The organism is Metabacillus sp. B2-18 (assembly GCF_021117275.1).
GTDB lineage: Bacteria > Bacillota > Bacilli > Bacillales > Bacillaceae > Metabacillus.
The window spans coordinates 4,604,611-4,631,542 of sequence record NZ_CP088245.1 but is presented as its reverse complement, the minus strand read 5'-3'; the positions used below and the strand labels follow the sequence as shown (position 1 = coordinate 4,631,542).

The following is a 26,932-nucleotide window of genomic DNA, read 5'->3' as shown; positions in this document are numbered from 1 at the left end:
TTTAAAAGGTACTTATACTGAATAAGAAGGTTATAGTGACACTCCATAACTATAAACTTCCCTTAAGCAAGGGGTCTAATAAATAATGTTCATTAACGAGTCACAATGAGGAATTAATAATATTTCTGCGAAGATTTTAACATCGAAAAGGACTTTAAAAAGGAATGTAGAATTTTGTAGATATATTGCTAAGGTTTTGTTGGATAATATTATGAAACTAGGAGGGATGAACAATGAAATTCAAAGAATTCCTAATGCAAGAATATCATATCGGTGAAGGATCTGCTGATGATTATGTCGGCCGTTTTAATGGAATTGTTAATAGAGGGTTATATAAGGGAGAAAATGAGGTAACTCCGATGATAAAAGCAGCTATCGAGAAAGAATTTCCAAAATCTAAAAATCATTACCTCCTTGCTCTACAACGTTATGTTGAATATAAAAAAACAAATGAAAAGCTGTAGAATTAACTTTTCTTAGATAAAAAATGTGGGCCAAGGGGCCAGACCCTATGTCCCTAAAGGAGTAACGTATGATTCATTTCTATTTATCTGATATATTACTACGCTGTCAATACAACTTAACAAGAACATTACTTATCCGTCATTCAATGAAGCATGAACGATTTATAACGGCATATCGTGATGGATCCTTGCGAGAGTATACACAAAAGCAATCTCCTGGTTTTTTTGATGCATATGATAGAGTAATAGTTTTCTCTTCGGATGAAGGAACAACAGCAAAGTATTTAAAGTCATATGAAGTGAGACATGGAGAGACTCCAAGTATATCACCACAGTGTTCACCATTTTTGCTAGAGTCATATAAAGATGAAATTATGCATCCCCTATTTGAAATTGAAGATGACCCATTAATGACATATGAAAATAAGCTATTTATTGAATGGGGTAAGGCAGCTGTGAAATGGTACCAAAAAGGAACGAATGAAAAGCCTATTACGCAGCTAGTGAATACTAGTGAAGTTGTGTTTCCAGGATACCGCCATTCTTGATGAAGATATTGTAAGGAGAAGTGTTATTTGGCACTTCTCCTTTTAATTGTGTTTTAGGAAAACACATTAAAAAATGTATCAACTGTAATAAACGCTTATAATAATATGTAAGAAAAGAGAGGGGCTATCATATGGCAACATCAATAATGAACAAAACCAACACTAATGAGAATTCTAGTGTGTTAGATTCTTATATACAAATATTATCTATTATCTCAAAAATGCTGCCCAATATTGCAATGGGAATAAGCAATACTGAAGAATGGCTCGCGTATTATCCAAGTCCCAAAATTGATCTAGGAGCGAGGAAAGGAACCAAAATTAATCCTCGCGAACCGCTAGCGGAGTGTATTAGAAATAATAAATCCATTAAAGAAGAGGTACCCGCTGAGTTCTTTGGTTTTTCTTTTACAGGACTAGCACACCCTATAGTTCATCGCGGGAAGGTCATAGGTGCTATTGCAATTCAACTTCAGGAACATAATGAAAGAGAATTAAGGAAGATATCGGATCAAATCGTATCATCCATTGTTTCAACTAATGAGAGAATTGAAACAGTAGAGAAGGGAGCAGAGGGGTTATCAACTATTAGCCATCACCTGCTTGACCAATCTAAACTAGCATCTGAAGAAATGAAAAAAACAGATGATGTTATCACGTTTATTAAGAAAATAGCAAATCAATGCAACTTATTAGGCTTAAACGCCTCAATTGAAGCAGCTCGTGCAGGAGAAATGGGAAAAGGATTTGATGTAGTCGCGAAAGAAATTAGAAAGCTATCAAATGAAACTAGTTCATCTGCTGAGAAGATCCGAGAAACGATAAAAGATATACAGAAATCGATGCAGGATATGGCTTCATCTATAGAAAAGGTAGTAGCTGTCGGGAAAGAACAGGAAATTTCAACAGAAGAAATCTCAAAATATATCGATGATATCGAAAAAATGAGTAAAGAATTAAATATCTATGCTTCGAAACTTTAAAACGGGACAGAGAAAAATATGCAATTAACAATAGAAATTCATTTGGGCTCCCTTTTTCGCGACCGAGACATTCGCCATGTGAATATGGCGAATGTCTTTATTTTGTTTTTAGCGCTATTTCATGTTCCGAGTTAACTATTGGCTGACTTAAGAGATTATGATATTCATAATCAAAAAACTTCATTTTAGCTGACTCGGGCATTTCTGCTTACTTTGCATACCATTCTCATCAATTGTTTGTGTAACTTAGGGAAGATCGTAAAAACAATATCCATTGTCTTTCTCATCGGCATTGGGCAAATAATCGGGGTATTTTTATGAATGCTTTTTAGCGTAATTTTCGCTAGTTGTTCTGGGGTCATCATTTTTTGTTTGCTAACTTGCTGTCTGATGATTGATTTATCGATATTGATTGCTTTTGCTGAATCGAATATAGGGGTGTCAACAAAGGCTGGACATAAAGTGCTTATCTTAACTCCAAATTCTTCTGCTTCATAATGAAGGGAGGTAGTTAATCCAACAACAGCGTGTTTAGTTGTTGAATAGGCAGCTGAGATAGGGGAGGGACCAAGACCTGCAGCTGAGGCTGTATTAACGATATGGCCAAAGCCTTGCTCTTTCATGATTTTGTAGCCAACTTGAGTTCCGTGAATAACTCCCCATAAATTGACGTTCACGATATCCTGCCACTCTTCCATTGACATATCATATAGTTCACCGTACATGGCGATGCCTGCATTGTTAAATAAGTAATCTAGTCTACCGAATTCTTCGTATGTTCCCGTTATAATCGCTTCAACATCTTTGTGATCGGTTACATTTAAATGGATAAATCTTGAATGAATGACGTTTTGATTGATTTCTTGTTCAAGCGCACTACCCTTCTCATCATCAATATCACAAATGATGACGAAAACTTGCTGAGCTACAAGTTCATAGCAAATGGCTTTTCCAATACCAGATGCCCCACCTGTTACGATGGCAACTTTCCTCGTTTCTTCCATGACAAAACCTCCATAAAATGAATTTAGCTACTAATGAGCCGAGTGTTAAAGAGTGTTTCTCTTTATATATACGTATTTAGACATAAGGTTTCCTATTGATTTTCCAAAAGGATGTGGCGATTTTATGAAAAAAAGACGGAGGATAAGATACTATCTCTGATATTGAAGTACAAGAAGGAGTAGTCAGTGAGGATGAATATTCCAGTCATTGTGAATAATTACTAGTTCTCATTAAATTTACGATTTAAAATGAAATAGGTTTTAAATGTTATTTATACGTGCAATATCCCGAATGAACAACAAAAAAAGCCAGCAAATCAATGTTGGCTTATAATCGCTCCTTAAATTAAGAACCCAAATAACTGAATAAATAATGTTCAAATTAACCATTCAACGCAGTAATCAAAAAACAAATAGCTGTGATAAATGATAATGGTGTCATTACAATCTTTTCCTTATTGCTTTTTGAAAAAGCATTCATGATTGTGTTTATGAATAAATAAACTGCGAAAAAATAACATACTCCCTTTGCAATAGGGGCTATTAAACTAAATGAGATGACATTCCTGTGACTGCTAGAATAAAGTATACAAGTTTTGCTTGATTTGATGAAACACTTATTTACCCAAATATACCAGCAATGAATATTACTCCTCCCCTGTAAAATGAATAATAGTTTCATTACTTACAGTGGGGGTCAGAAAAGGTGGATAAGTGGGAAATGTACATGGAAATAAGACAATTATTAAAACAAGGATTTAGTCAAACTAAAATAGCTGAAAAGTTAGGGATTTCAAGGTCAACAGTTTACAGACATTTGAAGAAATCACCTTCGGAGATGGCTGATTGGGTAGAATCTCTTAAGAATAAAAAGAGAATACTAGATCCCAATAAAGAGCTGATACTATCTTGGTTGAGGATGCATCCGGATATGTCAGCTGCACAAGTGTATGATTGGCTTCTGGAGAAATATGAAGATATAAATATTGGGGAGAGTACAGTTAGAAGTTATGTAAAGGATCTTAGAGAAGAATACCAGATAAAAAAAGAAACGTCTCCTCGAATGTATGAGGCAATCCCCGATCCCCCGATGGGCGAACAAATGCAGGTAGACTTCGGACATACAAGGCAACAGACAGCTGATAATAAGGAGATTAAGCTAACCTTTATAGCCTTTGTCCTCTCCCACTCTAGACAAAAATATAAAGAGTGGTTGGATAGACCTTTTACAACACAGGATGTAATTAGAGCGCATGAGAATGCATTCAAGTGGTACGGTGGAATGACCAATGAGATTGTGTATGATCAAGATAGTTTAATTGTAGTTAGTGAAAATGGTGGAGATTTAATTTTAACAAAAGAGTTTCAAAATTATAGGGAATCTAGGGGTTTGAACCTTCGTGTTTGTCGCAAAGCTGACCCAGAAAGTAAAGGAAGAATAGAAAATGTTGTAGGATTCATAAAACAAAACTTTGCCAAACATAGAGTATTCCATAACATTGATTCCTGGAACGAACAAGGTTGGGAATGGCTAAACAGAACTGGGAACTTTAAGGTACACAACACAACAAAAAAAAGACCGTTTGAAGTGTTTCTCCTCGAAAAGCAACACTTAAAGCCGGTCTCCAAAAAAATAGATATTCAAAATAACTATGATACAAGTATAGCAAGGTGTGTCCATAAGGACAATACAATTCGTTTCGGTTCAAATCGGTACTCTCTTCCACTTGGCACATACAACAAATTGGATAAAGTATGTATCAAGGAAACGGAGAATAAAGAACTGATTATTTATATCCCTGATACTGGCGAAATCATTGCAAAACATATGATTCCAAATGGCAAAGGCCAATTAGTAAAAGATAGAAAACATAGTAGAGACCGTACAAAAGGAGTCGAAGCATATATTAGCACAGTGGCCGAGGAATTTGAAGATAAAGAACGAGCCTATCAATATTTAGAGAAGGTTAGAGAGAAAAATCCTCGTTACATTAAAGACCAACTGCAAATTATCTTGCGTGAAGCAAAAGAAAGCAATAGCGAAGTACTAACCAAGGCGTTAGCAGAGTGCGTAAAAAGGAAACTATTTAGTGCAACAGATTTTAGCGATATCGTTGCATATGTGAAACGTCAACGCCAGATAAATGAAACAGTTATAGAAAACAAAATAGAAATCAAACCTTTGAACAAGCTGTCTGAATGGGTTTTAGAAACAGATGCACACAAAAGAAAAGTAGATTCTTACACGGTGTTAATGGAGGTAAAATAAGATGAGTCAACTTCAACAAATACAAGACATAATGAAAGCATTAAGACTCGTTGAAACTGCCAAACACCTACCCCATTTGATCAGAGAAGCTGAGCAAAAGGACCAATCATTCACTCAATTTTTATTAGATGTAACAACCTATGAGCAAGCTCGAAGAGAGGAAAAGCAATTAAATAATCGCTTAAAGTGGGCTACCTTTCCTTTTAGTAAAACACTCGAGGAATTCAATTTGAAAGAACAGAAGTCTTTAAGTAATAAACAATTAAATAGATTAAGAGACTTAACTTGGGTTGAACAGTTATACAATTTAATATTACTAGGACCGCCTGGTGTAGGCAAAACGCACCTGGCGGTCGGGCTAGGTATAGAGGCAATAAACCAAGGATACAAAGCTATTTTTACTTCAATGGGAGACCTAGTTCATAATCTGAAAACGGAAGAATTCACGCGCAAATCTAAAGCAAGAATGAAGAGAATTAGAGAAGCAGATTTAGTTATCATAGATGACTTGATGTTCATGGCAATGGATCAACAAGAAGCAAATATGTTTTTCCATTTAATAAACGATTTATATAACCAATCGTCCATTATTCTAACTTCTAACAAGGCTCCAAAAGAATGGGGAGAATTATTAGGAGATCAAGCTATAACAACAGCTATTCTAGATAGAATTCTGCATCGAGTAGAGATTATTCATTTAAATGAAGATAGTTATCGTATGAAGCATCGTTCTACCATATTTGGGGAACAAAGTGTTTCAAATTAATGAGCAAAAATTGTGTCATTCTACTTGACGGTCACAATTCCCCACATGTAATAAAAACATGACTGCAATTAATTGAATAAAAACAGAAAAGATACAAGTTAATCTCATTTGCTTCGGCATTACTTTATATTTTCCACCCATTGCAAAATCTCCATAGGGAAAACCAAGTGCCAAAAATACGTACAAAATAGCTACTAACAGAAAAGAAATACTTCCGATCCATGCGGTTACCACGATACCAGCCCCATAAATATTTTCACAATTTACTGTCACTATTAATATAAATATATCATTTATAAGACCTTTTTGAGTGTTAATTTAACAAACGCCACTTGTTATCCAAAAGTGTAACGAAAGGCTTAAAAATGCGACTATGATATTTTTCTTTCCCAATTCAGGCCCAGGAGCTAATTATGCATAAACCGCTTGAAAAACTTATCTAATCTGGGTATTTTTACCTAAATTATGTTATAATTGTCACTAGAAAGGAGATTGATAATAATGAAGAGTATTTTAAGAGTTTTACTATTCACAATGGTTACTACATTATTTGTTTCTTCAGTATCTGCAACAACAAATCCTAGGTATAAAGATGCGGATAACCTTGGAAATATGTTAAATGATCGAAAAGCAATGGTTGAGGAAGCGATAAACGATGGAGATCTCGTAAAAGTTAATGAACTATACGATGATTTTACAACCTACATTAAAAAAACTGAAAGAGCAATTGGGAAAGTTCCTGGAAAATCAAATCGAGACAATTTGTTAAAAACATATGTTAGACCATCCAAGATAACAAAAGAACGTGTTATTTATGAAGTTTCACAAATTAGATTAATGAAAATAATTGAAAACTTACAAAAAAACGGAAAACGAGAAGAAGCCATTGAACAATTTTCAAAATTGGAGAGATTAAAGAAAAGAGCGGTAGAAATAAAAAATGCAGGAGGATATCAAAGTCTTCCAATCCAAATAAGTGAGTATTTAGTAAACCGTGAAAGAGTACTCGATACATATAATAATCCTGACAATAATGAAGAAGCACAACAAGCTTTAAAAGCAATACAAGACGCTCAGAAAAATAGAGATTGGACAAACATAACTGTAGAGACATTTATAGCTGCAGGGGTTGCTAGAGTAAATGAAGATAATTTAGATGAAGTGATTGCTTTCCTAACTAGTCTTGATCCTGGTGTTGGTACATCTGATAGTGAAGAATTAAGTGCCAATGTAGCGGAAGCTTCAAAAAGTATATTAGAAGGTGTATATATAGGGCAAAAACTTTACACAGGGAATGGTCAAGTTTTGTATATTATGAGCTATGATTCATTTGCCTTTGGTTTAGGATATGAAGGGCAAGGCGTTGGGAGTTATCCTATCGTAGGAACAATTAAAGAGGGCACTAATGATGTTTTTGCTGTCGAGTATAGTATTATTGATGGCCCATATCCAACGACGTTTACTGATGGTAGTCTAACAATAGAAAATGGTTCAATAGTATGGTCATTTACAATGGAAGGCACTGAAAACTATTCATTTTCATTTCCGTTGTAAAAGTAATGGTCCTTCATTGCGAAATTCGATAAACATCGTCTTGTATAGGAATAATGCTCCATTACTTTGCTGAAACAAATTTTTGAAGACTATAACACTTTTTCAAAAAAAGTAGAATAAAAGAAGACGAGAATGGCAGTAAAAAGGCTATTCTCGTCTTTTTCTTATCTTTAAAATGAATTAAAGAAGGTATATGCGTAGTAATTTCCTAGTGTACGAAAATGATAGTAAGAGGGAAATTATATAGTAGAAATTACTTATATTTGTAGAAGACTATTCAAATAAAATGTTACAATATTCCTGTTGGGAAATTTTGATAAAGTTGGTGGTGTATGGTATTAGGTGTTTGGTCGTTTTAAAAGCGGTGTCGTGCATTTTGGAAAAGATGAATAAGCAAAGCAACCCGCATGTTACATAATCAGATAAGATTGAGGAAGGAAAAATAGGAGAAGGAGAGGATTTATATGAAAAAGATCGTTTCGATTTTTACATTAATCATTTTACTTAGTACGAGCATATTATTTGTCCCAAATGCAAGTGCGGCGAATAATCAGGCTTATTTAAATGCAGTTAATTTAGGAGAAAAATTAAAAGCTACGGCTTCACAATATAATCAGCGTATAAATGAAGGAGAAATTGTTACTCTAGATCTTTATTATGACCAATTATCTTCATTAATTCGTACGACTGAAAAAGCGATCGGTAAGGTTCCTGGCAGTTCAAATAGAAAAAATTTAAATACTAAATATGTGACTCCAGCCAAAGTTTCTAGGGAACGTGTAATTTATGAAGTTTCTCAATTCCGTTTATTAACCATCCTGGAGGGACATTTACAAAGTGGAAATCTATCAAAATTAAAAAATGATCTAGGGAAACTTGATAGATTAAAAAGAAGAGCTACCGAGATAAAACAAGCAGGTGGTTATGCTGGATTACCGTCATCTGTGAATAAATCACTGTCACAATGGGAATCAGATATAAGAAATCACAAAAATCCTATTGAAAACCAAGTAATAAAAGCAGAAGTTGAAGCAAATAACACGCTGAATTCAGCAAATTCGATTGAATCAGGTGTGATTTATAAAGGGAAAATTTCAGATAGTACGGATGTTGATTATTATAAATTAAATGCTAATGATGCTGGGCATATTCGTGTTAGCTTGACTGATCTTCCAAAAGATTATGAAGTAGCTGTTTATGATCGTGCAGATAATCTAGTTGCTAGGTCAAGTCGTGGTGGAACTAACGGTGAATATATTACAATAGAAAGAGCGGTAGCCGGAAATTACTTCATAAAGGTTTATCCGAATGGAAACGATGATTATAGTGAGTATGAATATAAACTGAAAGTAACATACGAAGCAAATAACAAAAATGGTTCAAATGATACAATGACTAGTGCAAGCCTTATTGAAAATGGGAGATATTATCTGGATACATTAGAAGATCCACAGGATATTGACTGGTATACATTTACATCAGATAAAAGGGGAGATGTTCATGTCACTTTAGATACTCTTCGGTATGATTATGAGGTATATCTTGTTAATAAATTTGGGGAAATAGTTTCAAGGTCAACAAAGGGAAATAATCTATCAGAATCAATATATGTATCAGATTTAGAAGCTGGCACTTACTATATTTATGTTTTAGGTGATTCAGATGATGATTATTCAAAGGACGATAAATATCGTTTAAGAGCAGACTATCCTAAAAATAATATTTATTTTGCAAGTTTAGCAGAAGCAAACAATGTTATGGATAACGCATTTCCATTAATAAATAGTGTTTCGTATGAATTTAAAATCGAACATGGCTTAGACATTGATTGGTATAAAATCACGCCAAACCCAGGCACATTGCGAGTAGTTCTTGATCAATTACCAGAGGATTATGAACTATACTTATATGATCAATATGGAACTAGCGTAGAATCGTCTACTAGAGGTGCAAGAAATAATGAAGTGATTGAGTATGATGTTCGAGAGAAAGTGACCTATTACATCCGAGTTGTACCAGACTCTAGCAGTGATTATAACAAGGCTGCATATCGTTTGAGAGCATTTTACTAAAAGGTTCCCTGCCCCATACGGCAAAAGATAGTTATTTAGAAAAGCTCGCTGGAGAGATATCTCAGGTGAGCTTTTCATTTGGACGAGGAACACTGTAAATTTACTTTTATGTTTCTCTAATAAAAGATAGGAGCGAATTATTTGCCTGACCACTTTTTTTATAGAGGTGTACACAGAAGCTCTATTTCTGAGTAAATCATGGCACATCATTAATGGAAGTCAGCATTTGGATGTCCAAGGTGAAAGAATGGGAGAGATATGGAAGAAAAATGTAATAAAACGATCAGTGTGAAACAAGTACAAGCTTTTTTAACTCAGATTGTCATTGGATATACTTTATAACAAAACTCACATGTAAGATTTTTAACTTGTCTTCTCTTTTATTGCTGAAGATGTAGGTTTCTTGATTTTTTCTTTGCTCTTTTCTTCTAAGAATTTAATGAAATCCTCTTTACTTACCCCAGATTCTGAGGCTATCTTTACTAACTCTATGATTTCTTTACTTAATTCGTTATCCATTTGCATATAATCTCCTAAACTTTAATGTCCGTAAATTTGGGTCTTTTGGTACTCTGAAATCAACTTATCTAGTTTTTGACTAAGGGAAATCGTTATAGGATGGTTCAGTCCAATTACTAAGCCAACTTCAATTAATTCAATTTTGAGAAAGTTAATTTTCATCAATAAGTCGTCATTAGTAGGTGATGTTGGTTCGGATACGGATAGAGGCTGCATTTTCAAACTCCTCCTTTGGTTCAAAAGAACTAATTTCTTTAGTTGATTTTACCAGAGATATTCCAAATATGTAAATTAAAATTTTTAAAACACACGGGAAACACACGGGGACAGGTTCCTTGTCCCAGCAGTAAAGTGGATATTTTAGAAAACATATGCTTTCCTTTTGAGCAGAAGGTAAATAAGGTTCAACATAAAAGCATTTTTACAGAATTATATATCTTAGCTAAGTGATAAAATGATACTATATAGGTCTGTGAGTAAATTTTACCATTTTTTCAAATTAACTACACATATTTAATAAATATTAAAGTAAAACAACTGATAAGGATAATCCCATTTGTTGCCTTCATTTCTGACTAAGATAGCTATTGATACCGTACTTAAGAAAGGCCCTTCTATTTCATCTGTACTAATTAAAAGCGGGATTAGTATAATTGGGACAAAAGCGGCTGAGGAAAGTGTTAAGAAATTTATAGAATATAAACAGAAAAATAGAAAGCTAGTGGCAGGGGATGTTATAGGGGTTAAACGGAAAACTAAACATGGGGTCCCGTTTGAACATTATGGAGTATACATAGGAAATAATAGAGTGATTCACTTTACCTCTAAAGACTCAGATATTGACATGAAAAATAACGAAATCATGGAAACCGATATGAACCATTTTCTAAGGGGATCTGATAGTTTTTTTATCTTGGATTGTGAGCGTGCACATTCGTCTATCAAAAGCCCTCCAATCACAGTGTCCAGATATAAAAACTGGAGCATTTCAAACAATGGTAAGGCAAACAGACCCTCTATATGATCTTCTTAAAAATGTTAACTTATTTTTAGAGCTATACACGCTATTCAAAAAAAGACCTTTGAATACAAATGAAGAAACAATACAAAATGCAAAAAAATGTTTAGGGCAAAAGGAATATAATCTCGTAGTAAATAACTGTGAACACTTTGCCATATGGGTTAAAACAGGTGTTCATCAAAGTCATCAAGTAGAATCGTTTGTAAAGCTGGCAACCATTTAGGGACAGGTTCCTTGTCCCAGATTTATTAAAATTAGTTAACAGAAATCTATTTACAAATTAAACCCAATATAGTAATATATTACTATATTATACATTGTAATTTACATTTATACATTTATACATTTATACATTTATACATTTATACATTTATACATTTATACATTTATACATTTATACATTTATACATTTATACATTTATACACTTATTATATACATCTCGCAATTTACACTTATACACTTATTATATATATCTCTTCCTTTAAAGGGAGATAAAGAAAAATATACATTTAATACACCAAATGAATAGGATTTTTGGCCCTTTCAAAAAGGCTTATTTGGTTGTGTCTTTGTATATTTAATCTTTATCAACTTTCCATAAAGGAGGAGATTTTTTGTTTTTTACGTCAATTTTATACACCAGTAATTTGGAAGGGTGTGGTACTCATGATTAATTTTTTTAACCCATTTTATGCGTTATCCATTCTAGTTTTCCTATTAATTTTCAGTCTGATTTTGCCCAAAAAAATTCTGGGAAAATGCCCTTTACTTATCTGTGATTTCATTTGCCTGGGATCAAGTCATTTTATCAGAAGAAAGTATTTTGAGGGTGTTTCTATTTTCTTAATTTCTGTTGTCTTATGGGTGATTATCGAATTGAGTATTTTAAGAGTTTCTGCTAGTAACCTACAGATGATTACACATTCGGAATTGTTTGTGCCACTAACCATCACCATTAAAGGCATCGTTGTTTTTTTCATTGCAAACATCTTATTCTTTCGAAGAAGTGGGGGTACTAGCTACCTTCACTGGGACCATTCATCAAGTAAAGAAGCAGAAGAACATATGGAGTTTCATGATAGGATGGTTCGAACTCATAATGAAAACGCTAGGCAATCTGAGATGCAGCATGAGTATAGTGAGGAAAACAATCATTTTCATTAATTTAGAAAGAGGAGACGATCGGATTGTTAATTTACTTTAGTATTAAATGGGCAATGATCATTTTAGCAGTTGGGTTTCGGACTTCTTAACAAAAGTAAGGTACGGAATTTCTATCTTATTAACATGATCTCACTTGGCGCAGGCAATATGCTACAAAGAGACTATCTTAATGCAGTTTTAATTTTCCTAGCAGGAGTTCTGATGGCTTTCATTTCAAAATACATCGTTAACTCATTTGATTTTTCGAATATCGGAACGGTGATAGGCATTTTAGCGTTCTTTATTTTCTCATTAAATATGACCATGGTTCAAAGAGAGTTGATTGCAAGGCACCTAGATTAAAGACTTGGAGGTAAATATGAAAAAAGCGATAACAATCTTAGTACTAATTTTATTAGCAGGATGTACACAATCAGAAACGATTCCAACAACAGAAACCACCAAAGATAGTGAGGTAGTTTCTAAACAATTGGACCCATCTGAAATGACACAAGAAGAGTTAAATGCTTTAACCAATGAAGAAATTGATAAAATTAATGGACCAAAGGATGGTAAACCCATTGAGATTAATAAAACAGTGACTGTAGGTGATTACGAGGTTACGTTAAACCACTATTATAAAGTGGATGGTATTTACCGGAAATTTGCTACCGGGCATGTTCAAGCTTCAACGCCAACTAACTCAGAAGATGGATACGCCATTCTTAATGCAAAATTAACAAATTCTTCTGATGAGGAAATTTCTAGCATGGTCATGGTTTCGTTTGACGTCATTACACCTAATGGAGAAGTAAAGAGTGGAAATATTCATGGGACAAATATGTACAATCAATTAGAAGATGGTTCAGATGTGATTCCTGGTGGATACAAAGAGGGAAATCAGGTGATGATTGCTCCGAAAGAAGACGTAAATTTAACCTTAAGAATAACAGAAGTGGCAGGTCAAAACCTCAGGGACCCAATGGTTGTTGAAGTACCATTGCCTGTAGAATAACTACTAATTTTTTAGTCAATTGGAGGAATAATAATGAAAAAACATCTTACTAGTTTAGTATTATCAGTTTTAACATTTGGGATTTTAACAATAGCAGTGCCAGCAGATACTATTGCTGCGGAAGTCAACTCAACCTTCATAGATGTAGAGCCTAATCAAACTTTTTCAGCAGCAACAACAATTGAATTAAATAAAGAATATGAATCTACGTTTAAAGGAGATCGAGTGAGTGAAGAAGATGACTATTACAAATTCGAATTGAAGGAAAGTGGTTTAGTCACATTAAATGTTGATAGTAGTGACGTTAAAGGTGATGTGGCAGTCTTACTAACGAATGGAAAAGTAGATAATCGTTTTATTAAGTATTCATCTAACCCAGGAGAAATTGGAGATGAGCAGGCAAATGTTGGCTTTCCAGCTGGAACTTATTACTTAGTTCTTTCAGCTGGGAGAGCTCCTAGCGAAATCAATTATTCATTCAGTGTTGATTTTGAGCCGGGTGAGTACTTTGAAAAGGAAGACAACCAATTAAGAGTCGAAGCAAATGATTTAGAGCTTAACAAGCGTTATAAAGGCTTTTTTAACTCAAATGATTCAATTGATACTTACAAATTTACTCTTATTGAAGATAGTACTGTCACACTAAAGCATAAAAGAGAGCCGGAAAGTTTTGGTTGGTTAAAGATTGATGATCGTAATGGAGAGAATGTATTCAAAGATTTTCAACGATCAAATACTCCTTTTGAAGATCGTGACATTGTTTACAATGTTGAGCTGAAAGCAGGCACTTATTTCTTAGAAGTAGATGAGATTATGCAAACGGACCTTCCTAGCTTTCCATATGAGATTGAATTATCGGTAAAGTCGAAAAGCGAAGTTCCTTGGATTGGGAGAGTTCTCATACAAAATGAAGATATCGTCCTTTACAACCCACAGGGAAAAGCCCATAGAAAGCTACTAAAAGGGGAAGGCTTAAGGGTATTTGAAGTACAAGAAGATCGTTACCAAGTAGGTGGCGGGTATTATGTTCTGAAAGGAAATAAAGGAGACACTCTTTACTACTACGGACATGTGTGGGGAAAAGAATCTGCAATGAATGTTTACACTCCTGATGGAACATTGTTCAAAAAGTTCAACCCAAAACAAACTGTCAGAGTATATGCAGTTGAAAACGGCCGCTATATGGTAGGTGGAGGATACTATGTCCTTCCAACTCAGCATGTACAGCTTGATAGATAAGGGGACGGGTTCATTGGCCCTGGGGACGGAGGGACAGGTTCCTTGTCTCTCCCGCCCCCACTTTTTTTACCTGTTCACTTTAGCGAAAGACAAGCGTTTTAACGGTAAACATATTTGACCTAAAACAATAGAAATTTTTAATATGTTTATGCAGGATTTCCCCAGATAATGTCGAAATGAACCTATATCTCCAACCTTACCATCTATTATTCCCCCACAGAATAAGCTCATTATTTTTCCTATTAAAATGAAGTTCATAATTATGATATAAGGAGGTCATGCCTTTGACAGTAAAAATCTCAAGCGTTGGTTTAAGAGGTTTAGAAGGTTATAGAGTACAAGTAGAAGTCCAAGTACGCCCCGGAGTGGAGTCCATGGTCATTGTCGGACTGCCGGATACTTCTGTCAAAGAATCAAAGGAACGTGTATTATCATCGATTCGGTCGATTGTTAGTTCGGGGACAGCCGAGAAGGTAGTAGTCAATTTATCACCATCAGAACAGAAGAAAAATGGTCCGTTGTTTGATTTGCCTATCGCCATTGGAATTCTTAAGGAAAAGAATTATATAAAGGAACAGATACCGCCCGACACCATGTTCATAGGGGCTTTGTCGCTAGATGGCACGATTGAAAGGGTAGAAGGGATGCTGCCTGCGTTAATTGCTGCTGTGAAGTTGGGCTATAAAAGAGCTTTTCTTCCATACGATCCGCGTATACCAATTGATATGTTAAGCGGAATCGAGTGTGTTGTTGTTCAGCATATCAAAGATGTTATAAATTTATTATGTGGTCAGCCCCCTTTATCATTACAGACATTCACACCCTCACCTATACAGGAACCCCCTTTCTTCGATCACCAAAAGGATTTTTCACACATTATAGGTCATCAATTTACAAAAGAAGCACTAGAAATAGCTGCTGCCGGAGGTCATAATGTCCTTATGAGCGGCCCACCCGGTTGTGGAAAAAGCTTACTTGCTGAAACATTTCCGTCCATTCTTCCACCACTTTCTAAGTCGGCACAATTAGAAGTAATAAGCTTATATCAACTCGCAAACGAAAGACTGTATGATCCCCAAATGGCTCCATTTCGACATCCGCATCATTCTGCCTCTGCCATCGCGATTATTGGTGGTGGATCTTATCCAAAGCCAGGTGAAATCTCACTTGCTCACCATGGTGTTCTTTTCCTAGATGAAATGGCCGAATTTACGAAGAAAACCTTAGATATGCTTCGTCAACCTCTTGAAACGGGAAAGGTCACTATTAGCAGAGTTCACTCAACTGTGACATACCCAGCCTCTTTTATCCTCATCGGGGCTATGAATCCCTGTCCATGTGGTTACCTCGGCTCTTCCTCTCACTATTGCACATGTTCTCAAAAACAAATCAAAGCTTATCGTAATCGTGTATCGGGACCTGTTTATGATCGAATGGATATCCTGCTTTCGTTGAACTCTGTTGATCTCGATCAGGTTACAGGGAAGGAAGAAACATCCCTCGAAATACGTTGTCGTGTGGGGAAGGCGAGGGAGATGCAATTTACTCGGTATCAAGAGCAGGTTACTAATGCAAAAGTAGCTTATGATTTATTAATTAAAACCAGCCCTTTGACGGAAAAACAACAAAAAATAATAATGAGGGAAGCAACTAAAAATCAGTGGAGTAACCGCGTTCAAATTGAAATTTTCCGCTTAGCCAGAACGATCGCAGATTTAGCAGGAGAACTAGAGATAACGGAAGAGTCCGTATGGAAGGCTATTCAATTAAGACGAACAGTTTTTCGGGAGTTGAGGTGATTGTTATGCCTAGAATAGCAAGGAAAAAGAGTCGAAGTGGTATCTATCACGTGATGCTAAGAGGAGTAAATAAACAGACAATTTTTGAAGACAATGTGGATAGAATAAGATTTCTAGAAACCATCAAGAAATATAGAGATCAATGTAAATATCAACTATATGGGTATTGTTTAATGGATAATCATGTTCACCTTTTATTGAAAGAAGAGGCAGAAAGTGTTTCAGATTCTGTAAAACGAATTAGCTCAAGCTATGTTTACTGGTATAACATGAAATACGATCGCTATGGGCATTTGTTTCAGGACCGTTTTAAAAGTGAAGTAGTTGAGAGTTCAGTTTCTTTTTTAAAGGTCTTAAGATATATACATCAAAATCCTTTAAAAGCGGGACTGGCTGGGAGTGTTTTTGATAGTAAATGGACGAGTGTGAACGAATATTTTGTTAAGTCAGAGATTGTTGATATAGATTATGGACTTGAATTGTTTTCGGATGATAGAAGTGATTCTATTAAATTGTATAAAGAATTTATGGGACAGCCCAATGATGATGAATGCTTAGATGATCATGTGAGAATAAGAGTAACTGATAGTGAAGTGAAAGATTACTTATGCGATGAAATGGGGGTTACACATGTGAGTCTTTTGCAACAAATGGACAAAGAAAAGAGAGATTTAATTTTAAGTAAGTTGAAAGAGATGAATGGCGTCTCAATAAGGCAGCTGTCGAGAGTGACCGGTGTATCCAGGTCTGTGATTGAACGGGTGGGACAGGTACCTTGTCCCACAACGGGACAGAGGGACAGATGAACTGTCCCATAAATTGACAATAATATAAGTACTCGTTAGTATGAATATTAATGATACATATTAGGGAGGCAATAATAATGAGAAGTCATTCTCGTAGCACCTTAATGAGATCTCAAGAGCATCGTACTAAGTTAAAAAGTGTTTATAAAGGAAAATTAAGTACAATCCCTCTCAAAGTTGATACTGATTTTGATATGGATAAACTTCAGAAAAGTAGCAAGGCTATTTATGTTGGAGAAGACGGCACAGTTAATGTTAATTACAAAAATAAAGCACATAAAGAGTTTGCGGAAGATTGGCTTTGTGATTAATGAAACCAGGTGAAGTATACAGGGTGTTTGTACCTTATCAAGATAAGCAGGGTGGTAAATATCGTCCTGCTCTGATTATGAATACATCACAGGGAAAAGCCATAGTAGTTGCAATCAAAATTACAAAAACCCCTCCTACCTCTAGATTTCCCATAGAATCTATATCCGAAATTGGAGAAGTGTTCCGTTGCACCACCCCTCATATGCACAGTACGATTTTTTCCTTATATTAAATACAAGTTTTCAATATAACTATATAGGTAAATTACTTTATTCAGATTTTCATAATATACTTCTAGCATTTAGACGTTTTCACAATTTGTAATTATGTAGTAGGTGTGTAATTATCTAACAACAGAAGTTTCAACGGGACAAGGAACCTGTCCCCTGTCGTTTCCCTGTCGTTTTTTGTCAATTAATATACATTCCGTTTGTTGAATAATCATGATAATATTTTTCTAGTTAATAATACTTTTGTACTAGAAGAGAGGGTTTATTTATGAAAAAGGTTTTGCCATTATTACTTGTTTTACTATTATCTCTTAGTTTCGTACAACCTCAATCGGCAGCTGCTAAGGTTATGTGGGGGAATATGGAACTGAAAAAAGGCCAAATTGGTCGAGTTACAATGTTAAAAGATGTTAATATCTACACTAAGTCTGATGATGAATATGTTAAATCAGGCACTGCTAAAAAAAACCAATTAAACAGAGTTTATACAAACCGTAACGGCTATTTAGGAATTGGTGGAGGAAAGTATATAAAAAATGATAGTTCAGTAAAGTATGAGACTCCATCTCAATCTAGATTACAAGCTGCTAATGGTGTAAGAATCGTGAAGAAATCATACCCAGGTACAAATTTTATTTATCCTCAAGTAACTAATATGTTTGACAAAAAGGCAGAAAAGAAAATCAATGACGAGCTATATTCAATTGCTCAATCTATCAACGAAACAATCATAAGCTTTGAAGAGGAAGAAGCTCTAGCAAGAGAAGATTGGGATGATTATGGATACGGAGATTTTTGGGATTGGGAATATGACTTTTCATTTGAAATCCACTATAACCAAGAACATCGTCTAAGTGTTCTTTTTAGAGAGTATGCCTATACAGGTGGTGCTCACGGGATGAGCGGTATTTACACATTGAATTTTGATTGTTTAACAGGAAACACAATTAACTTATCATCAGCAATAAAGGGAAAATTAAAGACTGTTAGAAACTATGCATATAATGATTTACGAAATCAAGAAAAACGCGGTGAAGAAATGTTATTACTTGATTCAGTAAACCAAATTGTCATTAACGACAGCGATCGTCCATGGGTTTACAATGCAAAAGGAGTTAAACTATTCTTCCAAGAATACGAAGTAGCTCCATACGCTTCGGGAAATCCAGAAGTGATCGTACCTGCAGTTGTTTATAATTAGGGGACAGGTTCCGCGTCCCAACAGTCTCTGGAATACTTTGATCTTCCAGTGGTGAAATTTAATAGTAGTAAGTAAAAGTAAACTAGCGACTTTCTATTGAAATTCGCTAGTTTTTTTGTGGAAAGATTGTAATGAATAGCATAAACGGTATATGTTCCCTTAATTTACAACTCTCTTTATGGATGGGACAATGTACCTGTCCCCATGTCCCTGTAGAATTATACACACTTACAATGTTATCCTAATAATGTAAAACTTTTAATAGTAATGGAGGTACGTATTCTTGAAATCAAACAATAAAAGATTAGGTTTTCTAGTTGCGGCGATAGTTGTTGTGATTATCTTAGTTGGGCTTATCATTTGGGGAGTAAATAAAGGTAATGATACTACTAAGGAAGAGTCTCAACAAGAAGAGAGTCACACAACTGAACAAACAGAGGATTCAGCAGATAGCTCAAAAGAAGAGGAGCAATCAGAGGTGAAGAATGAGGCTGAACTTCTAACAGTTGAAAAGTATAAACAAATCGAAAATGGCATGACATACGATGAAGTGAAACAAATCATCGGTTCCGATGGGGAAGTCATGTCCGAAGCAGGAGAGAAAGGATCTGAGGTTCACACAGTTATGTATAAGTGGGAAACTGGCGATGAAAATAAAGCCGCAAACTTTACATTTCAGGGTGGGCAATTGATTGATAAGACGCAGATTGGGTTGGAATAGCAGGGACAGGTTCCTTGTCCCACCAAGTAAAAAGGAATCTCACAGTCGAATAGGCTCTGTGGGATTTTTTTGTATTAAAATACTTTAGAGATTATAAAGTGAGGAATATTCGAAATTAACTGTACATTAATCTATTAAATCTAGTATGATTATCATATAAAATTTCCTTGTAATATACGTAAAAAGTACCATACCTTTGTCTAAATTAGTCTAATACTAGACAAAGGAATGAAAGCGCTTAACATTGATCTTAAAGGGGGAAAGCAAGATGAACCTTAAATTCCTTAACTCAATCCGCACAAAATTATTACTTTTCAGTTTGCTATTATTAATTATTCCTAGTGCGGTTATTGGGTTCACTAGTTACACCAAAACAGTAGATGAACTAGATGCAGCAGGTCAAGCCCAGCTGAAAAATAACGTTCAACTGGTTCTTGAAATGATCGACCTACTAAACAGCGAAGTTGAACAGGGAACCATGACTCTTGAAGAAGCACAGGATAAAGTAAAGACTGTTATTCTCGGAGAAAAAGGGGCCGATGGGACAAGACCAATCAACAAAGACATCGATGTTGGTGAACATGGATATATGTTTGTTATTTCAGATGATGGGTCATTAATTGCTCATCCTAGTAAAGAAGGGGAAAATATTTGGGATTCAGAGGACCCTAACGGAACAAAGGTTGGGAAATTGGTAGTAGAACAGGCCTTAAATGGGAATGGATTTTCAACGTATGATTGGGCTTTACCTGATAACCCAGATAAAGTTGAACCAAAAATCACCTATGCAGAGCAAGACTCTCATTGGGGTTGGATTGTTTCTGCTGGTACTTATACGATGGACTTTAACCAAGGAGCAAATAGCGTATTGATGAACCTGTTAATTACATTAGGAGCATCAATCGTAATAGGAGTTATTGTTGTTTCGGTGTTTTCCGGGGTAATGGCAAAGCCGGTTATAGCGATTACAGAAAGCTCAAAAAGTGTCGCAAACGGTGATTTAACAGTAGAACCACTACCTTTCAAGTCAAAAGATGAAATTGGTGAATTAGCAGAGAATTTTAATAGAATGGTTGATAGTTTGAAAGGGTTAATTAAACAAGTTGGTGATTCTGCGGAAAAAGTAGCAGCATCCTCTGAAGAGCTAACAGCAGGTTCGGATTTGACAAAAAAGGCAACCGAGCAGATTTCAACATCAATCCAAGAAGTTGCTATTGGATCAGAGAAGCAGGTTTCAAGTACAAGCCAAGCGAACACTACTGTTGCAGAAATTTCAGAAGGTATGAGCCAGGTTACTAAATCGATACAAGAGGTTGTGAAACTTACTGTACAAACAAATAAATCAGCTAATAATGGAAGCAATGTGGTTACTCAGACGATTGCGCAAATGAAGATGATGCAGGATAAGGTGAAAACAACCTCGAATGTTGTGAATAGTCTAGGTGAAAAAACAAAGGAAATTAATGAAATCGTTTATTTCATAACAGAACTTGCCAATCAAACAAACTTATTAGCTCTTAACGCTGCTATTGAGGCGGCTAGGGCTGGAGAACAAGGAAAAGGGTTTGCCATCGTAGCTGATGAGGTTCGTAAATTGGCCGAACAGTCGGGCCAAGCTGCTGGGAAAATCCAAACATCTATGAGTCTCATACAAAGCGAGGCAACTCAAGCTGTACTTTCTATGAATGAAGGAACGGCTGTTGTCGAAGAAGGAATCAAAATGGTTCATCAAACAGGCGAGACCTTCCATGGCATAGCAGAATTGATCGAACAAGTTACCTCCCAAACGCAGGAAGTATCCACAATTGTAGAAGAAGTAAATTCAAGGTCGCAAAATGTGGTAGGAATTGTTGAAGAAGTGGCCCATATATCAGAGCAATCATCCTCCAACACTCAACAAGTAGCAGCTGCTGCTGAAGAACAAAGTGCTTCAATGGATGAAATTGCTGGTTCTGCAGAATCTTTGAGTAAGATGGCGCAGGAGTTGCAGGGGGTTATTCAGAAGTTTAGGTTGTAGGGGGCGGCCCACGGGGACAGGTTCCTTGTCCGTAGCCACTGAAAAAGTATTATTACCTACCCAGCACGCATTTGGCGAATTTCATAATCTATAACAAAAAAGTTGGAGAAAATGGAAATAAAATTAGATTCAGCTTCTTTCTTAGAGGATAGTATTGCTGCTATCCTCTTTAAATTTACTGTTAATGCAGTTAATTTTGCTTGTAAAGCCATGTTTTTTGACCGTACCCTCTGGCAGGATTTAGCCCATTTAAATTCTACATCACGCCATTTTCCCACTCTTGGCATGCTCTTTTCCTGTATTCCTTTTTAAACTCTTATAATAGTTTAAGTTTATGAGTTTCTGGAATTCTGTTGCATAATAAAAAGTAGATGCTTAATTGCATTTTTTTCTGTAAGCATAAAGAGAAAACCTTCCTTCTTTGATTAATTGTTTCTTGGTCGATTCAATAATACCAAAGTAGGAGGGTTTTCTTTTCTTTTATTTTTAATATTTAGGATTTGTTTTTAGTGACCCGGATAATTGTCCCAAAAATATAAAAATAAAGCGTTTACAAACCCGGAATTATCCTTTATAATAAATTTAACAAGTTAAGAGCCGTGCTGATGAGTCTTTGAGAGACAGCTAGTAATATTAATAGGTCTTAAAACCTATTAGTACTATTAGCTGTCTTTTTTTATCTCTAAAATTAGCAAACTGTTAGCTTGTTAATGAAAAAATTAAATAGGCAGAGGGGGAATTAGCGTGTCAGCATTTTTAGGTGAAATTATTGGAACAATGATTTTAATTATTTTTGGTGGCGGCGTTGTTGGGGGTGTAGTCCTTAACAAATCAAAAGCAGAGGGTTCTGGATGGATTGTTATTACTTTGGGATGGGGATTTGCGGTTGCGTTCGGGGTTTATGCCGTTGGTAGTATAAGTGGTGCTCACTTAAATCCAGCTGTAACTGTTGGCTTGGCATCTGTTGGGCAATTTCCTTGGGCAGACGTACCATCATATATCGCTGCGCAAATGATAGGGGCATTTCTTGGTGCAACAATTGTTTGGTTATATTATTATCCACATTGGAAGGCTACGGAAGATCAAGGAGCAAAACTAGCTGTGTTCTCAACTGATCCAGCAATTGCACATACTCCAGCTAATTTTATAAGTGAGGTTTTAGGTACAGCCGTATTAGTTTTTGGACTTTTATTTATTGGAGTAAATGAATTTACTGAAGGATTAAATCCTATTATAGTTGGTTTCTTCATTACAGCAATCGGGTTATCTTTAGGTGGAACAACAGGTTATGCAATTAACCCTGCTCGTGATTTAGGGCCGCGCATCGCTCATTTCATATTACCAATAGCGGGAAAAGGATCATCAAACTGGAAATATGCATGGATTCCTGTCATAGGACCAATTGTAGGTGGTGTTCTAGGAGCCCAGTTTTATCAAGCATTATATGTAGGCGGTTCCATTACACCGTTATATATTTTAATAGGGGCATTAGCTATCATTGCAGTAGTTGCAAAGATTTCTAATTTAAATAAAGGAATTGAAGTCAATAAACAAAAGGTAGTCTAAAAAATTCTGATATAAATTTGAGGAGGAATTCATATGGAAAAGAAATATATTTTAGCATTGGACCAAGGTACTACTAGCTCAAGAGCCATTCTATTTAATAAAAATGGGGAAATTGTAGAAGTTGCACAAAGAGAATTTCCTCAATATTTCCCTCAACCAGGTTGGGTCGAGCATAATGCGCTAGAAATATGGAGTTCTATATTAGCTGTTATGGCAGAAGTGTTAGCTAAAAAAGATATTTCTCCAAAAGAAATTGCGAGTATTGGAATTACGAATCAACGTGAAACGGCGGTTGTTTGGGATAAAGAAACAGGCAAACCAGTTTACAATGCCATTGTGTGGCAATCAAGACAAACGGCTGATATTTGTGAAGAATTAAAAGCTGATGGATATAATGATATTTTCCGTAAAAAAACAGGATTGTTAATTGATGCCTATTTTTCAGCAACAAAGGTGAAATGGATCCTTGATAATGTTGAAGGTGCAAGACAAAAAGCGAATGAAGGAAAACTTTTATTCGGAACAATTGATACTTGGCTAATTTGGAAATTATCTGGTGGTACAAAGCACGTAACAGATTATACCAATGCGTCAAGAACACTCATGTATAACATTTATGAGTTAGCGTGGGATGATGAATTGCTAGAGATTTTAGATATTCCAAGATCTATGTTACCTGAAGTTCGATCTTCTTCAGAGGTTTATGCTGAAACAGCTGACTATCACTTCTTTGGAGAAGCAGTTCCAATTGCCGGTGTAGCAGGAGATCAACAGGCAGCATTATTCGGGCAAGCTTGCTATGAAAAAGGGATGGCCAAAAACACATATGGTACTGGATGCTTTATGTTAATGAACACAGGAGAAAAAGCGGTACCTTCGGAGCATGGATTACTAACAACCATTGCATGGGGTATTGATGGAAAAGTAGAGTATGCTTTAGAAGGAAGTATTTTCGTCGCTGGTTCCGCTATTCAATGGTTACGTGATGGAATAAAAATGATAGAAAACGCACCTGAATCTGAAGGTTATGCAGAAAAAGTAGCTTCAACAGACGGAGTTTATGTTGTTCCTGCGTTCGTAGGGCTAGGTACACCTTATTGGGATAGCGATGCAAGAGGATCTGTTTTTGGATTAACTCGAGGAACAACAAAAGAGCATTTTGTTCGCGCAACACTTGAGTCTCTTGCTTATCAAACGAAGGATGTACTGCAAGCAATGGAGGCAGATTCAGGAATTCAATTAAAGAAATTACGAGTAGATGGAGGCGCTGTTAAAAATAATTTCCTTATGAACTTCCAAAGTGATATTTTGAACGTACCAGTTGAACGCCCTGTTGTTAATGAAACAACAGCTTTAGGTGCTGCATATTTAGCCGGCTTAGCAGTTGGATTCTGGAAGGATCGCGAAGAAATTGCTACACAATGGCAAATTGATGAATCATTTGAGCCTTCAATGGAGGACGAACAAAGAGACGAACTTTATGAAGGATGGCAGCAAGCTGTTGAGGCTACAATGGCATTTAAACCTAAAAAGCGACAAAACAAATTGCAAACGACTTAAGCAAATTAATTGTTGGATCACTTAGAGATTTGTAAGATCATTATGTAATAAATTATAAGATTATTTATACAAGTTAATAGGTATGGTCAGAGATTATGAGGGACCACAACTAGGCTGTAAAAGAGCTTCTTTACAGTTAATGTTGTGGTCCCATTTTTTGGTTATGAAAGGTGGATTAAAGGGGAAGATGTCAGGTTCTTACATGAGGATCTCTAACCTGTGTAATAGAAGTAGTAATCAATATTCAAGTTTAACAGAACGTTTTTAAAAAGTAATTTTGAAAGGATGATCGTTATGACTCAGTTTTCAAGTTTAAACCGCACCCAATACCTCGATAATATGGAGAGTCAAACCTTAGACTTGCTCGTTATTGGAGGAGGTATTACAGGATCGGGAATTGCTTTAGATGCTCAAATTCGTGGATTAAAAACTGGCTTAATTGAAATGCAGGATTTCGCCGCAGGAACTTCAAGTCGATCTACTAAACTAGTTCATGGTGGTCTACGTTACTTGAAGCAATTTGAGGTAAAGCTTGTTGCTGAAGTAGGAAAAGAAAGAGCCATCGTTTATGAAAATGCACCACATGTTACAACGCCAGTATGGATGATGCTACCGATCATTGAAAATGGAACATTTGGTAAATTTTCTACATCAATCGGACTGAAGGTATATGATTTTTTAGCTGGTGTAAAAAAAGGTGAGAGAAGAAGTATGCTTAACCAAGAGAAAACTCTTGAACGTGAGCCTCTTTTACGTAAACAAGGATTAAAGGGTTCTGGTGTGTATGTTGAGTATCGAACAGATGACGCGCGTTTAACACTCGAAGTCATAAAGGAAGCAGTAAACCGCGGAGTGTTAGCGACAAATTATACAAAAGCAGAAGATTTTATTTATGAAAATGGAAAGATAATAGGAGTTACCATTCAGGATTTAATTACAGGGGAAAAAAGAAAAATTTATGCAAAGAAAATCGTAAATGCAGCAGGACCATGGGTGGACACGTTAAGAGAAAAAGATCAATCAAAAAAAGGGAAATATCTACATTTAACAAAAGGAGTACATCTCGTTATTGATCAATCGCGGTTTCCATTAAAAGAAGCTGTATATTTCGATACACCTTTTAAAGATGGAAGAATGATGTTTGCGATCCCACGTGATCATAAAGCATATGTCGGGACAACAGATACGAACTATAAAGGAACAATTAGCCACCCAAGAATGACGAAGGAAGATCGAGATTATATTCTAAAGGCAACCAATTACATGTTTCCAAATCTACACTTAACTCCGGACGATGTTGAATCAAGCTGGGTTGGGTTACGACCGCTTATCGATGAAGAAGGAAAAGATCCTTCTGAAATTTCAAGAAAAGATGAAATATTTGTTTCGGGTTCTGGACTGGTGACCATTGCAGGTGGAAAATTAACAGGCTATCGCAAAATGGCAGAAGGTGTTGTCGATCTTGTGTTAGGAGAATTACATGGAAGTGATTATCCTAAGTGTTCCACGGATAAGGTAATTCTTTCAGGAGGAAATGTCGGCGGCTCAGAACAGTATCCTTTCTTTGTTCTTGAACAAGTACATGAAGGGATTGAACTTGGCTTAACCAAAGAAGAAGCTACGAAGCTAGTAAATCGATATGGATCTAATATTTCCTATCTTTATGAAATCATAAAACATAGAGGCGTCGAAGCAGAGCAGGCAGGACTATCTCTAGAAGTATTTGCATCACTGATCTACGGAATTGAACATGAAATGGTAGAAACACTATGTGACTTTTTTATTAGAAGAACAAGTAGTCTTTTCTTTGATATAAGTTGGGTACAAAAATGGAAAGATCCTGTGGCTACCTATATGACTACGATCCTAAACTGGTCAAAGGAACAGGAACTCCATTTTTCCGATGAGCTAGAAAAACACATACATGATGCGATTGTTCCTGAAGATTCTGAGAAACTTCCTGATCAAAAAAGTGTGTAAAAAATGTACATTGAAATCTTTGATACAGAGTGACCTGGGCAAGCATTTTTATCTAGCTTGCCTTTAAAAAATGCAGTATTGACACCGGTGAAAATAGGAACCGGTTCCTATTTTATATGATTCGACTGGTAAAAATATAGGA

25 protein-coding genes and 1 pseudogene are annotated in these 26,932 nt (G+C 35.7%); 21 read left to right on the top strand and 5 right to left on the bottom strand.

Annotated features, from left to right (window positions below; translation table 11 throughout):
- The first annotated feature begins 233 nt into the window (after positions 1–233).
- The 3 genes from LPC09_RS23190 to LPC09_RS23180 all read left to right on the top strand — a co-directional run bounded on the left by LPC09_RS23190 (position 234) and on the right by LPC09_RS23180 (position 1,995).
- Entirely contained in the window at positions 234–464 is a 231-nt protein-coding gene (locus LPC09_RS23190; RefSeq protein WP_231308522.1) for a hypothetical protein, read from the top strand.
- A 68-nt stretch (positions 465–532) separates the two neighbouring features.
- Complete coding sequence (locus tag LPC09_RS23185; RefSeq protein WP_231308521.1) at positions 533–1,012, top strand: hypothetical protein; 480 nt, start codon at positions 533–535, stop codon at positions 1,010–1,012.
- Between the two features lie 131 nt (positions 1,013–1,143).
- Positions 1,144–1,995: a methyl-accepting chemotaxis protein gene (locus tag LPC09_RS23180; RefSeq protein WP_231308520.1), complete on the top strand. Its 852-nt coding sequence runs from the start codon at positions 1,144–1,146 to the stop codon at positions 1,993–1,995.
- 185 nt (positions 1,996–2,180) lie between these two features.
- On the opposite strand, the gene LPC09_RS23175 is transcribed toward LPC09_RS23180, so the two are convergent.
- A complete protein-coding gene (locus tag LPC09_RS23175; protein WP_231308519.1) occupies positions 2,181–2,999 on the bottom strand; it encodes an SDR family NAD(P)-dependent oxidoreductase in 819 nt (272 codons plus the stop codon).
- A gap of 706 nt (positions 3,000–3,705) precedes the next feature.
- Here LPC09_RS23175 and istA point away from each other — a divergent pair.
- Positions 3,706–5,268: an IS21 family transposase gene (gene istA / locus LPC09_RS23170; protein WP_098799615.1), complete on the top strand. Its 1,563-nt coding sequence runs from the start codon at positions 3,706–3,708 to the stop codon at positions 5,266–5,268.
- Between the two features lies 1 nt (position 5,269).
- Complete coding sequence (istB, locus tag LPC09_RS23165; RefSeq protein WP_098799614.1) at positions 5,270–6,034, top strand: IS21-like element helper ATPase IstB; 765 nt, start codon at positions 5,270–5,272, stop codon at positions 6,032–6,034.
- Positions 6,035–6,049: 15 nt separating this feature from the next.
- Here istB and LPC09_RS23160 read toward each other — a convergent pair whose 3' ends face one another.
- Positions 6,050–6,268: a hypothetical protein gene (locus tag LPC09_RS23160; protein WP_231308518.1), complete on the bottom strand. Its 219-nt coding sequence runs from the start codon at positions 6,266–6,268 to the stop codon at positions 6,050–6,052.
- A 267-nt stretch (positions 6,269–6,535) separates the two neighbouring features.
- On the opposite strand from LPC09_RS23160, the gene LPC09_RS23155 reads away from it, so the two are divergent.
- Positions 6,536–7,588 carry a hypothetical protein gene (locus LPC09_RS23155; RefSeq protein WP_231308517.1) on the top strand — a complete coding sequence of 351 codons (1,053 nt, stop codon included), beginning with the start codon at positions 6,536–6,538 and terminating at the stop codon, positions 7,586–7,588.
- Between the two features lie 464 nt (positions 7,589–8,052).
- A complete protein-coding gene (locus tag LPC09_RS23150; protein WP_231308516.1) occupies positions 8,053–9,660 on the top strand; it encodes a pre-peptidase C-terminal domain-containing protein in 1,608 nt (535 codons plus the stop codon).
- A gap of 363 nt (positions 9,661–10,023) precedes the next feature.
- Here LPC09_RS23150 and LPC09_RS23145 read toward each other — a convergent pair whose 3' ends face one another.
- Both LPC09_RS23145 and LPC09_RS23140 read right to left on the bottom strand, forming a co-directional pair.
- On the bottom strand, positions 10,024–10,179 hold the full coding sequence (locus LPC09_RS23145; protein ID WP_231308515.1) for a hypothetical protein: 156 nt from the start codon (positions 10,177–10,179) through the stop codon (positions 10,024–10,026).
- Between the two features lie 21 nt (positions 10,180–10,200).
- Positions 10,201–10,395 carry an aspartyl-phosphate phosphatase Spo0E family protein gene (locus tag LPC09_RS23140; RefSeq protein WP_231308514.1) on the bottom strand — a complete coding sequence of 65 codons (195 nt, stop codon included), beginning with the start codon at positions 10,393–10,395 and terminating at the stop codon, positions 10,201–10,203.
- A 505-nt stretch (positions 10,396–10,900) separates the two neighbouring features.
- Here LPC09_RS23140 and LPC09_RS27695 point away from each other — a divergent pair.
- The 11 genes from LPC09_RS27695 (at position 10,901) to LPC09_RS23090 (ending at position 21,684) form a co-directional block, all read left to right on the top strand.
- Positions 10,901–11,203: a lecithin retinol acyltransferase family protein gene (locus tag LPC09_RS27695; RefSeq protein WP_442920006.1), complete on the top strand. Its 303-nt coding sequence runs from the start codon at positions 10,901–10,903 to the stop codon at positions 11,201–11,203.
- Positions 11,106–11,423, top strand: coding sequence for a lecithin retinol acyltransferase family protein (locus LPC09_RS27440; protein ID WP_269217405.1), 318 nt, complete (start codon positions 11,106–11,108; stop codon positions 11,421–11,423). The genes LPC09_RS27695 and LPC09_RS27440 overlap by 98 nt, the downstream gene beginning before the upstream one ends.
- Before the next feature lie 654 nt (positions 11,424–12,077).
- Positions 12,078–12,365, top strand: coding sequence for a hypothetical protein (locus tag LPC09_RS23130; RefSeq protein WP_231308513.1), 288 nt, complete (start codon positions 12,078–12,080; stop codon positions 12,363–12,365).
- A 358-nt stretch (positions 12,366–12,723) separates the two neighbouring features.
- A complete protein-coding gene (locus LPC09_RS23125) occupies positions 12,724–13,359 on the top strand; it encodes a DUF4352 domain-containing protein (RefSeq protein ID WP_231308512.1) in 636 nt (211 codons plus the stop codon).
- A 33-nt stretch (positions 13,360–13,392) separates the two neighbouring features.
- The gene (locus LPC09_RS23120; RefSeq protein WP_231308511.1) at positions 13,393–14,598 is read left to right on the top strand and encodes a PPC domain-containing protein; all 1,206 of its coding nucleotides are present in this window, start codon (positions 13,393–13,395) and stop codon (positions 14,596–14,598) included.
- Positions 14,599–14,882: 284 nt separating this feature from the next.
- On the top strand, positions 14,883–16,397 hold the full coding sequence (locus LPC09_RS23115; RefSeq protein ID WP_231308510.1) for a YifB family Mg chelatase-like AAA ATPase: 1,515 nt from the start codon (positions 14,883–14,885) through the stop codon (positions 16,395–16,397).
- Positions 16,349–17,203, top strand: coding sequence for a transposase (locus tag LPC09_RS23110; RefSeq protein ID WP_231308509.1), 855 nt, complete (start codon positions 16,349–16,351; stop codon positions 17,201–17,203). Before LPC09_RS23115 ends, LPC09_RS23110 begins: the two co-directional genes overlap by 49 nt.
- Positions 17,204–17,280: 77 nt before the next feature.
- Positions 17,281–17,514: a hypothetical protein gene (locus tag LPC09_RS23105; RefSeq protein ID WP_231308508.1), complete on the top strand. Its 234-nt coding sequence runs from the start codon at positions 17,281–17,283 to the stop codon at positions 17,512–17,514.
- 499 nt (positions 17,515–18,013) lie between these two features.
- On the top strand, positions 18,014–18,946 hold the full coding sequence (locus LPC09_RS23100; protein ID WP_231308507.1) for a DUF3298 and DUF4163 domain-containing protein: 933 nt from the start codon (positions 18,014–18,016) through the stop codon (positions 18,944–18,946).
- A 283-nt stretch (positions 18,947–19,229) separates the two neighbouring features.
- Positions 19,230–19,667, top strand: coding sequence for a DUF3862 domain-containing protein (locus LPC09_RS23095; RefSeq protein WP_231308506.1), 438 nt, complete (start codon positions 19,230–19,232; stop codon positions 19,665–19,667).
- A 268-nt stretch (positions 19,668–19,935) separates the two neighbouring features.
- A complete protein-coding gene (locus LPC09_RS23090) occupies positions 19,936–21,684 on the top strand; it encodes a methyl-accepting chemotaxis protein (protein ID WP_231308505.1) in 1,749 nt (582 codons plus the stop codon).
- A gap of 56 nt (positions 21,685–21,740) precedes the next feature.
- Here the strand turns inward: LPC09_RS23090 and LPC09_RS27690 are convergent.
- A pseudogene (locus tag LPC09_RS27690) lies at positions 21,741–22,000 on the bottom strand (hypothetical protein); the annotation flags it as partial.
- A 428-nt stretch (positions 22,001–22,428) separates the two neighbouring features.
- Here LPC09_RS27690 and LPC09_RS23080 point away from each other — a divergent pair.
- The 3 genes from LPC09_RS23080 (at position 22,429) to LPC09_RS23070 (ending at position 26,790) form a co-directional block, all read left to right on the top strand.
- On the top strand, positions 22,429–23,250 hold the full coding sequence (locus tag LPC09_RS23080; RefSeq protein WP_231308503.1) for an MIP/aquaporin family protein: 822 nt from the start codon (positions 22,429–22,431) through the stop codon (positions 23,248–23,250).
- Positions 23,251–23,283: 33 nt separating this feature from the next.
- Positions 23,284–24,810 carry a glycerol kinase GlpK gene (gene glpK / locus LPC09_RS23075; protein ID WP_231308502.1) on the top strand — a complete coding sequence of 509 codons (1,527 nt, stop codon included), beginning with the start codon at positions 23,284–23,286 and terminating at the stop codon, positions 24,808–24,810.
- Between the two features lie 294 nt (positions 24,811–25,104).
- Complete coding sequence (locus LPC09_RS23070; RefSeq protein ID WP_269217404.1) at positions 25,105–26,790, top strand: glycerol-3-phosphate dehydrogenase/oxidase; 1,686 nt, start codon at positions 25,105–25,107, stop codon at positions 26,788–26,790.
- Positions 26,791–26,932: the final 142 nt, after the last annotated feature.

Excerpts from the sequence above, each read along its gene's own strand:
- LPC09_RS23100 (WP_231308507.1), top strand. The coding sequence starts at position 18,014 with ATGAAAAAGGTTTTGCCATTATTACTTGTTTTACTATTATCTCTTAGT.
- istB (WP_098799614.1), top strand. The coding sequence starts at position 5,270 with ATGAGTCAACTTCAACAAATACAAGACATAATGAAAGCATTAAGACTC.
- LPC09_RS23150 (WP_231308516.1), top strand. The coding sequence starts at position 8,053 with ATGAAAAAGATCGTTTCGATTTTTACATTAATCATTTTACTTAGTACG.
- LPC09_RS23120 (WP_231308511.1), top strand. The coding sequence starts at position 13,393 with ATGAAAAAACATCTTACTAGTTTAGTATTATCAGTTTTAACATTTGGG.
- LPC09_RS23145 (WP_231308515.1), bottom strand. The coding sequence starts at position 10,179 with ATGGATAACGAATTAAGTAAAGAAATCATAGAGTTAGTAAAGATAGCC.
- LPC09_RS23180 (WP_231308520.1), top strand. The coding sequence starts at position 1,144 with ATGGCAACATCAATAATGAACAAAACCAACACTAATGAGAATTCTAGT.
- LPC09_RS23190 (WP_231308522.1), top strand. The coding sequence starts at position 234 with ATGAAATTCAAAGAATTCCTAATGCAAGAATATCATATCGGTGAAGGA.
- LPC09_RS23105 (WP_231308508.1), top strand. The coding sequence starts at position 17,281 with ATGAGAAGTCATTCTCGTAGCACCTTAATGAGATCTCAAGAGCATCGT.
- LPC09_RS23175 (WP_231308519.1), bottom strand. The coding sequence starts at position 2,999 with ATGGAAGAAACGAGGAAAGTTGCCATCGTAACAGGTGGGGCATCTGGT.
- LPC09_RS23070 (WP_269217404.1), top strand. The coding sequence starts at position 25,105 with ATGACTCAGTTTTCAAGTTTAAACCGCACCCAATACCTCGATAATATG.
- glpK (WP_231308502.1), top strand. The coding sequence starts at position 23,284 with ATGGAAAAGAAATATATTTTAGCATTGGACCAAGGTACTACTAGCTCA.
- LPC09_RS23185 (WP_231308521.1), top strand. The coding sequence starts at position 533 with ATGATTCATTTCTATTTATCTGATATATTACTACGCTGTCAATACAAC.
- LPC09_RS23140 (WP_231308514.1), bottom strand. The coding sequence starts at position 10,395 with ATGCAGCCTCTATCCGTATCCGAACCAACATCACCTACTAATGACGAC.
- LPC09_RS23155 (WP_231308517.1), top strand. The coding sequence starts at position 6,536 with ATGAAGAGTATTTTAAGAGTTTTACTATTCACAATGGTTACTACATTA.
- LPC09_RS23090 (WP_231308505.1), top strand. The coding sequence starts at position 19,936 with ATGAACCTTAAATTCCTTAACTCAATCCGCACAAAATTATTACTTTTC.
- LPC09_RS23125 (WP_231308512.1), top strand. The coding sequence starts at position 12,724 with ATGAAAAAAGCGATAACAATCTTAGTACTAATTTTATTAGCAGGATGT.
- LPC09_RS23110 (WP_231308509.1), top strand. The coding sequence starts at position 16,349 with ATGGAAGGCTATTCAATTAAGACGAACAGTTTTTCGGGAGTTGAGGTG.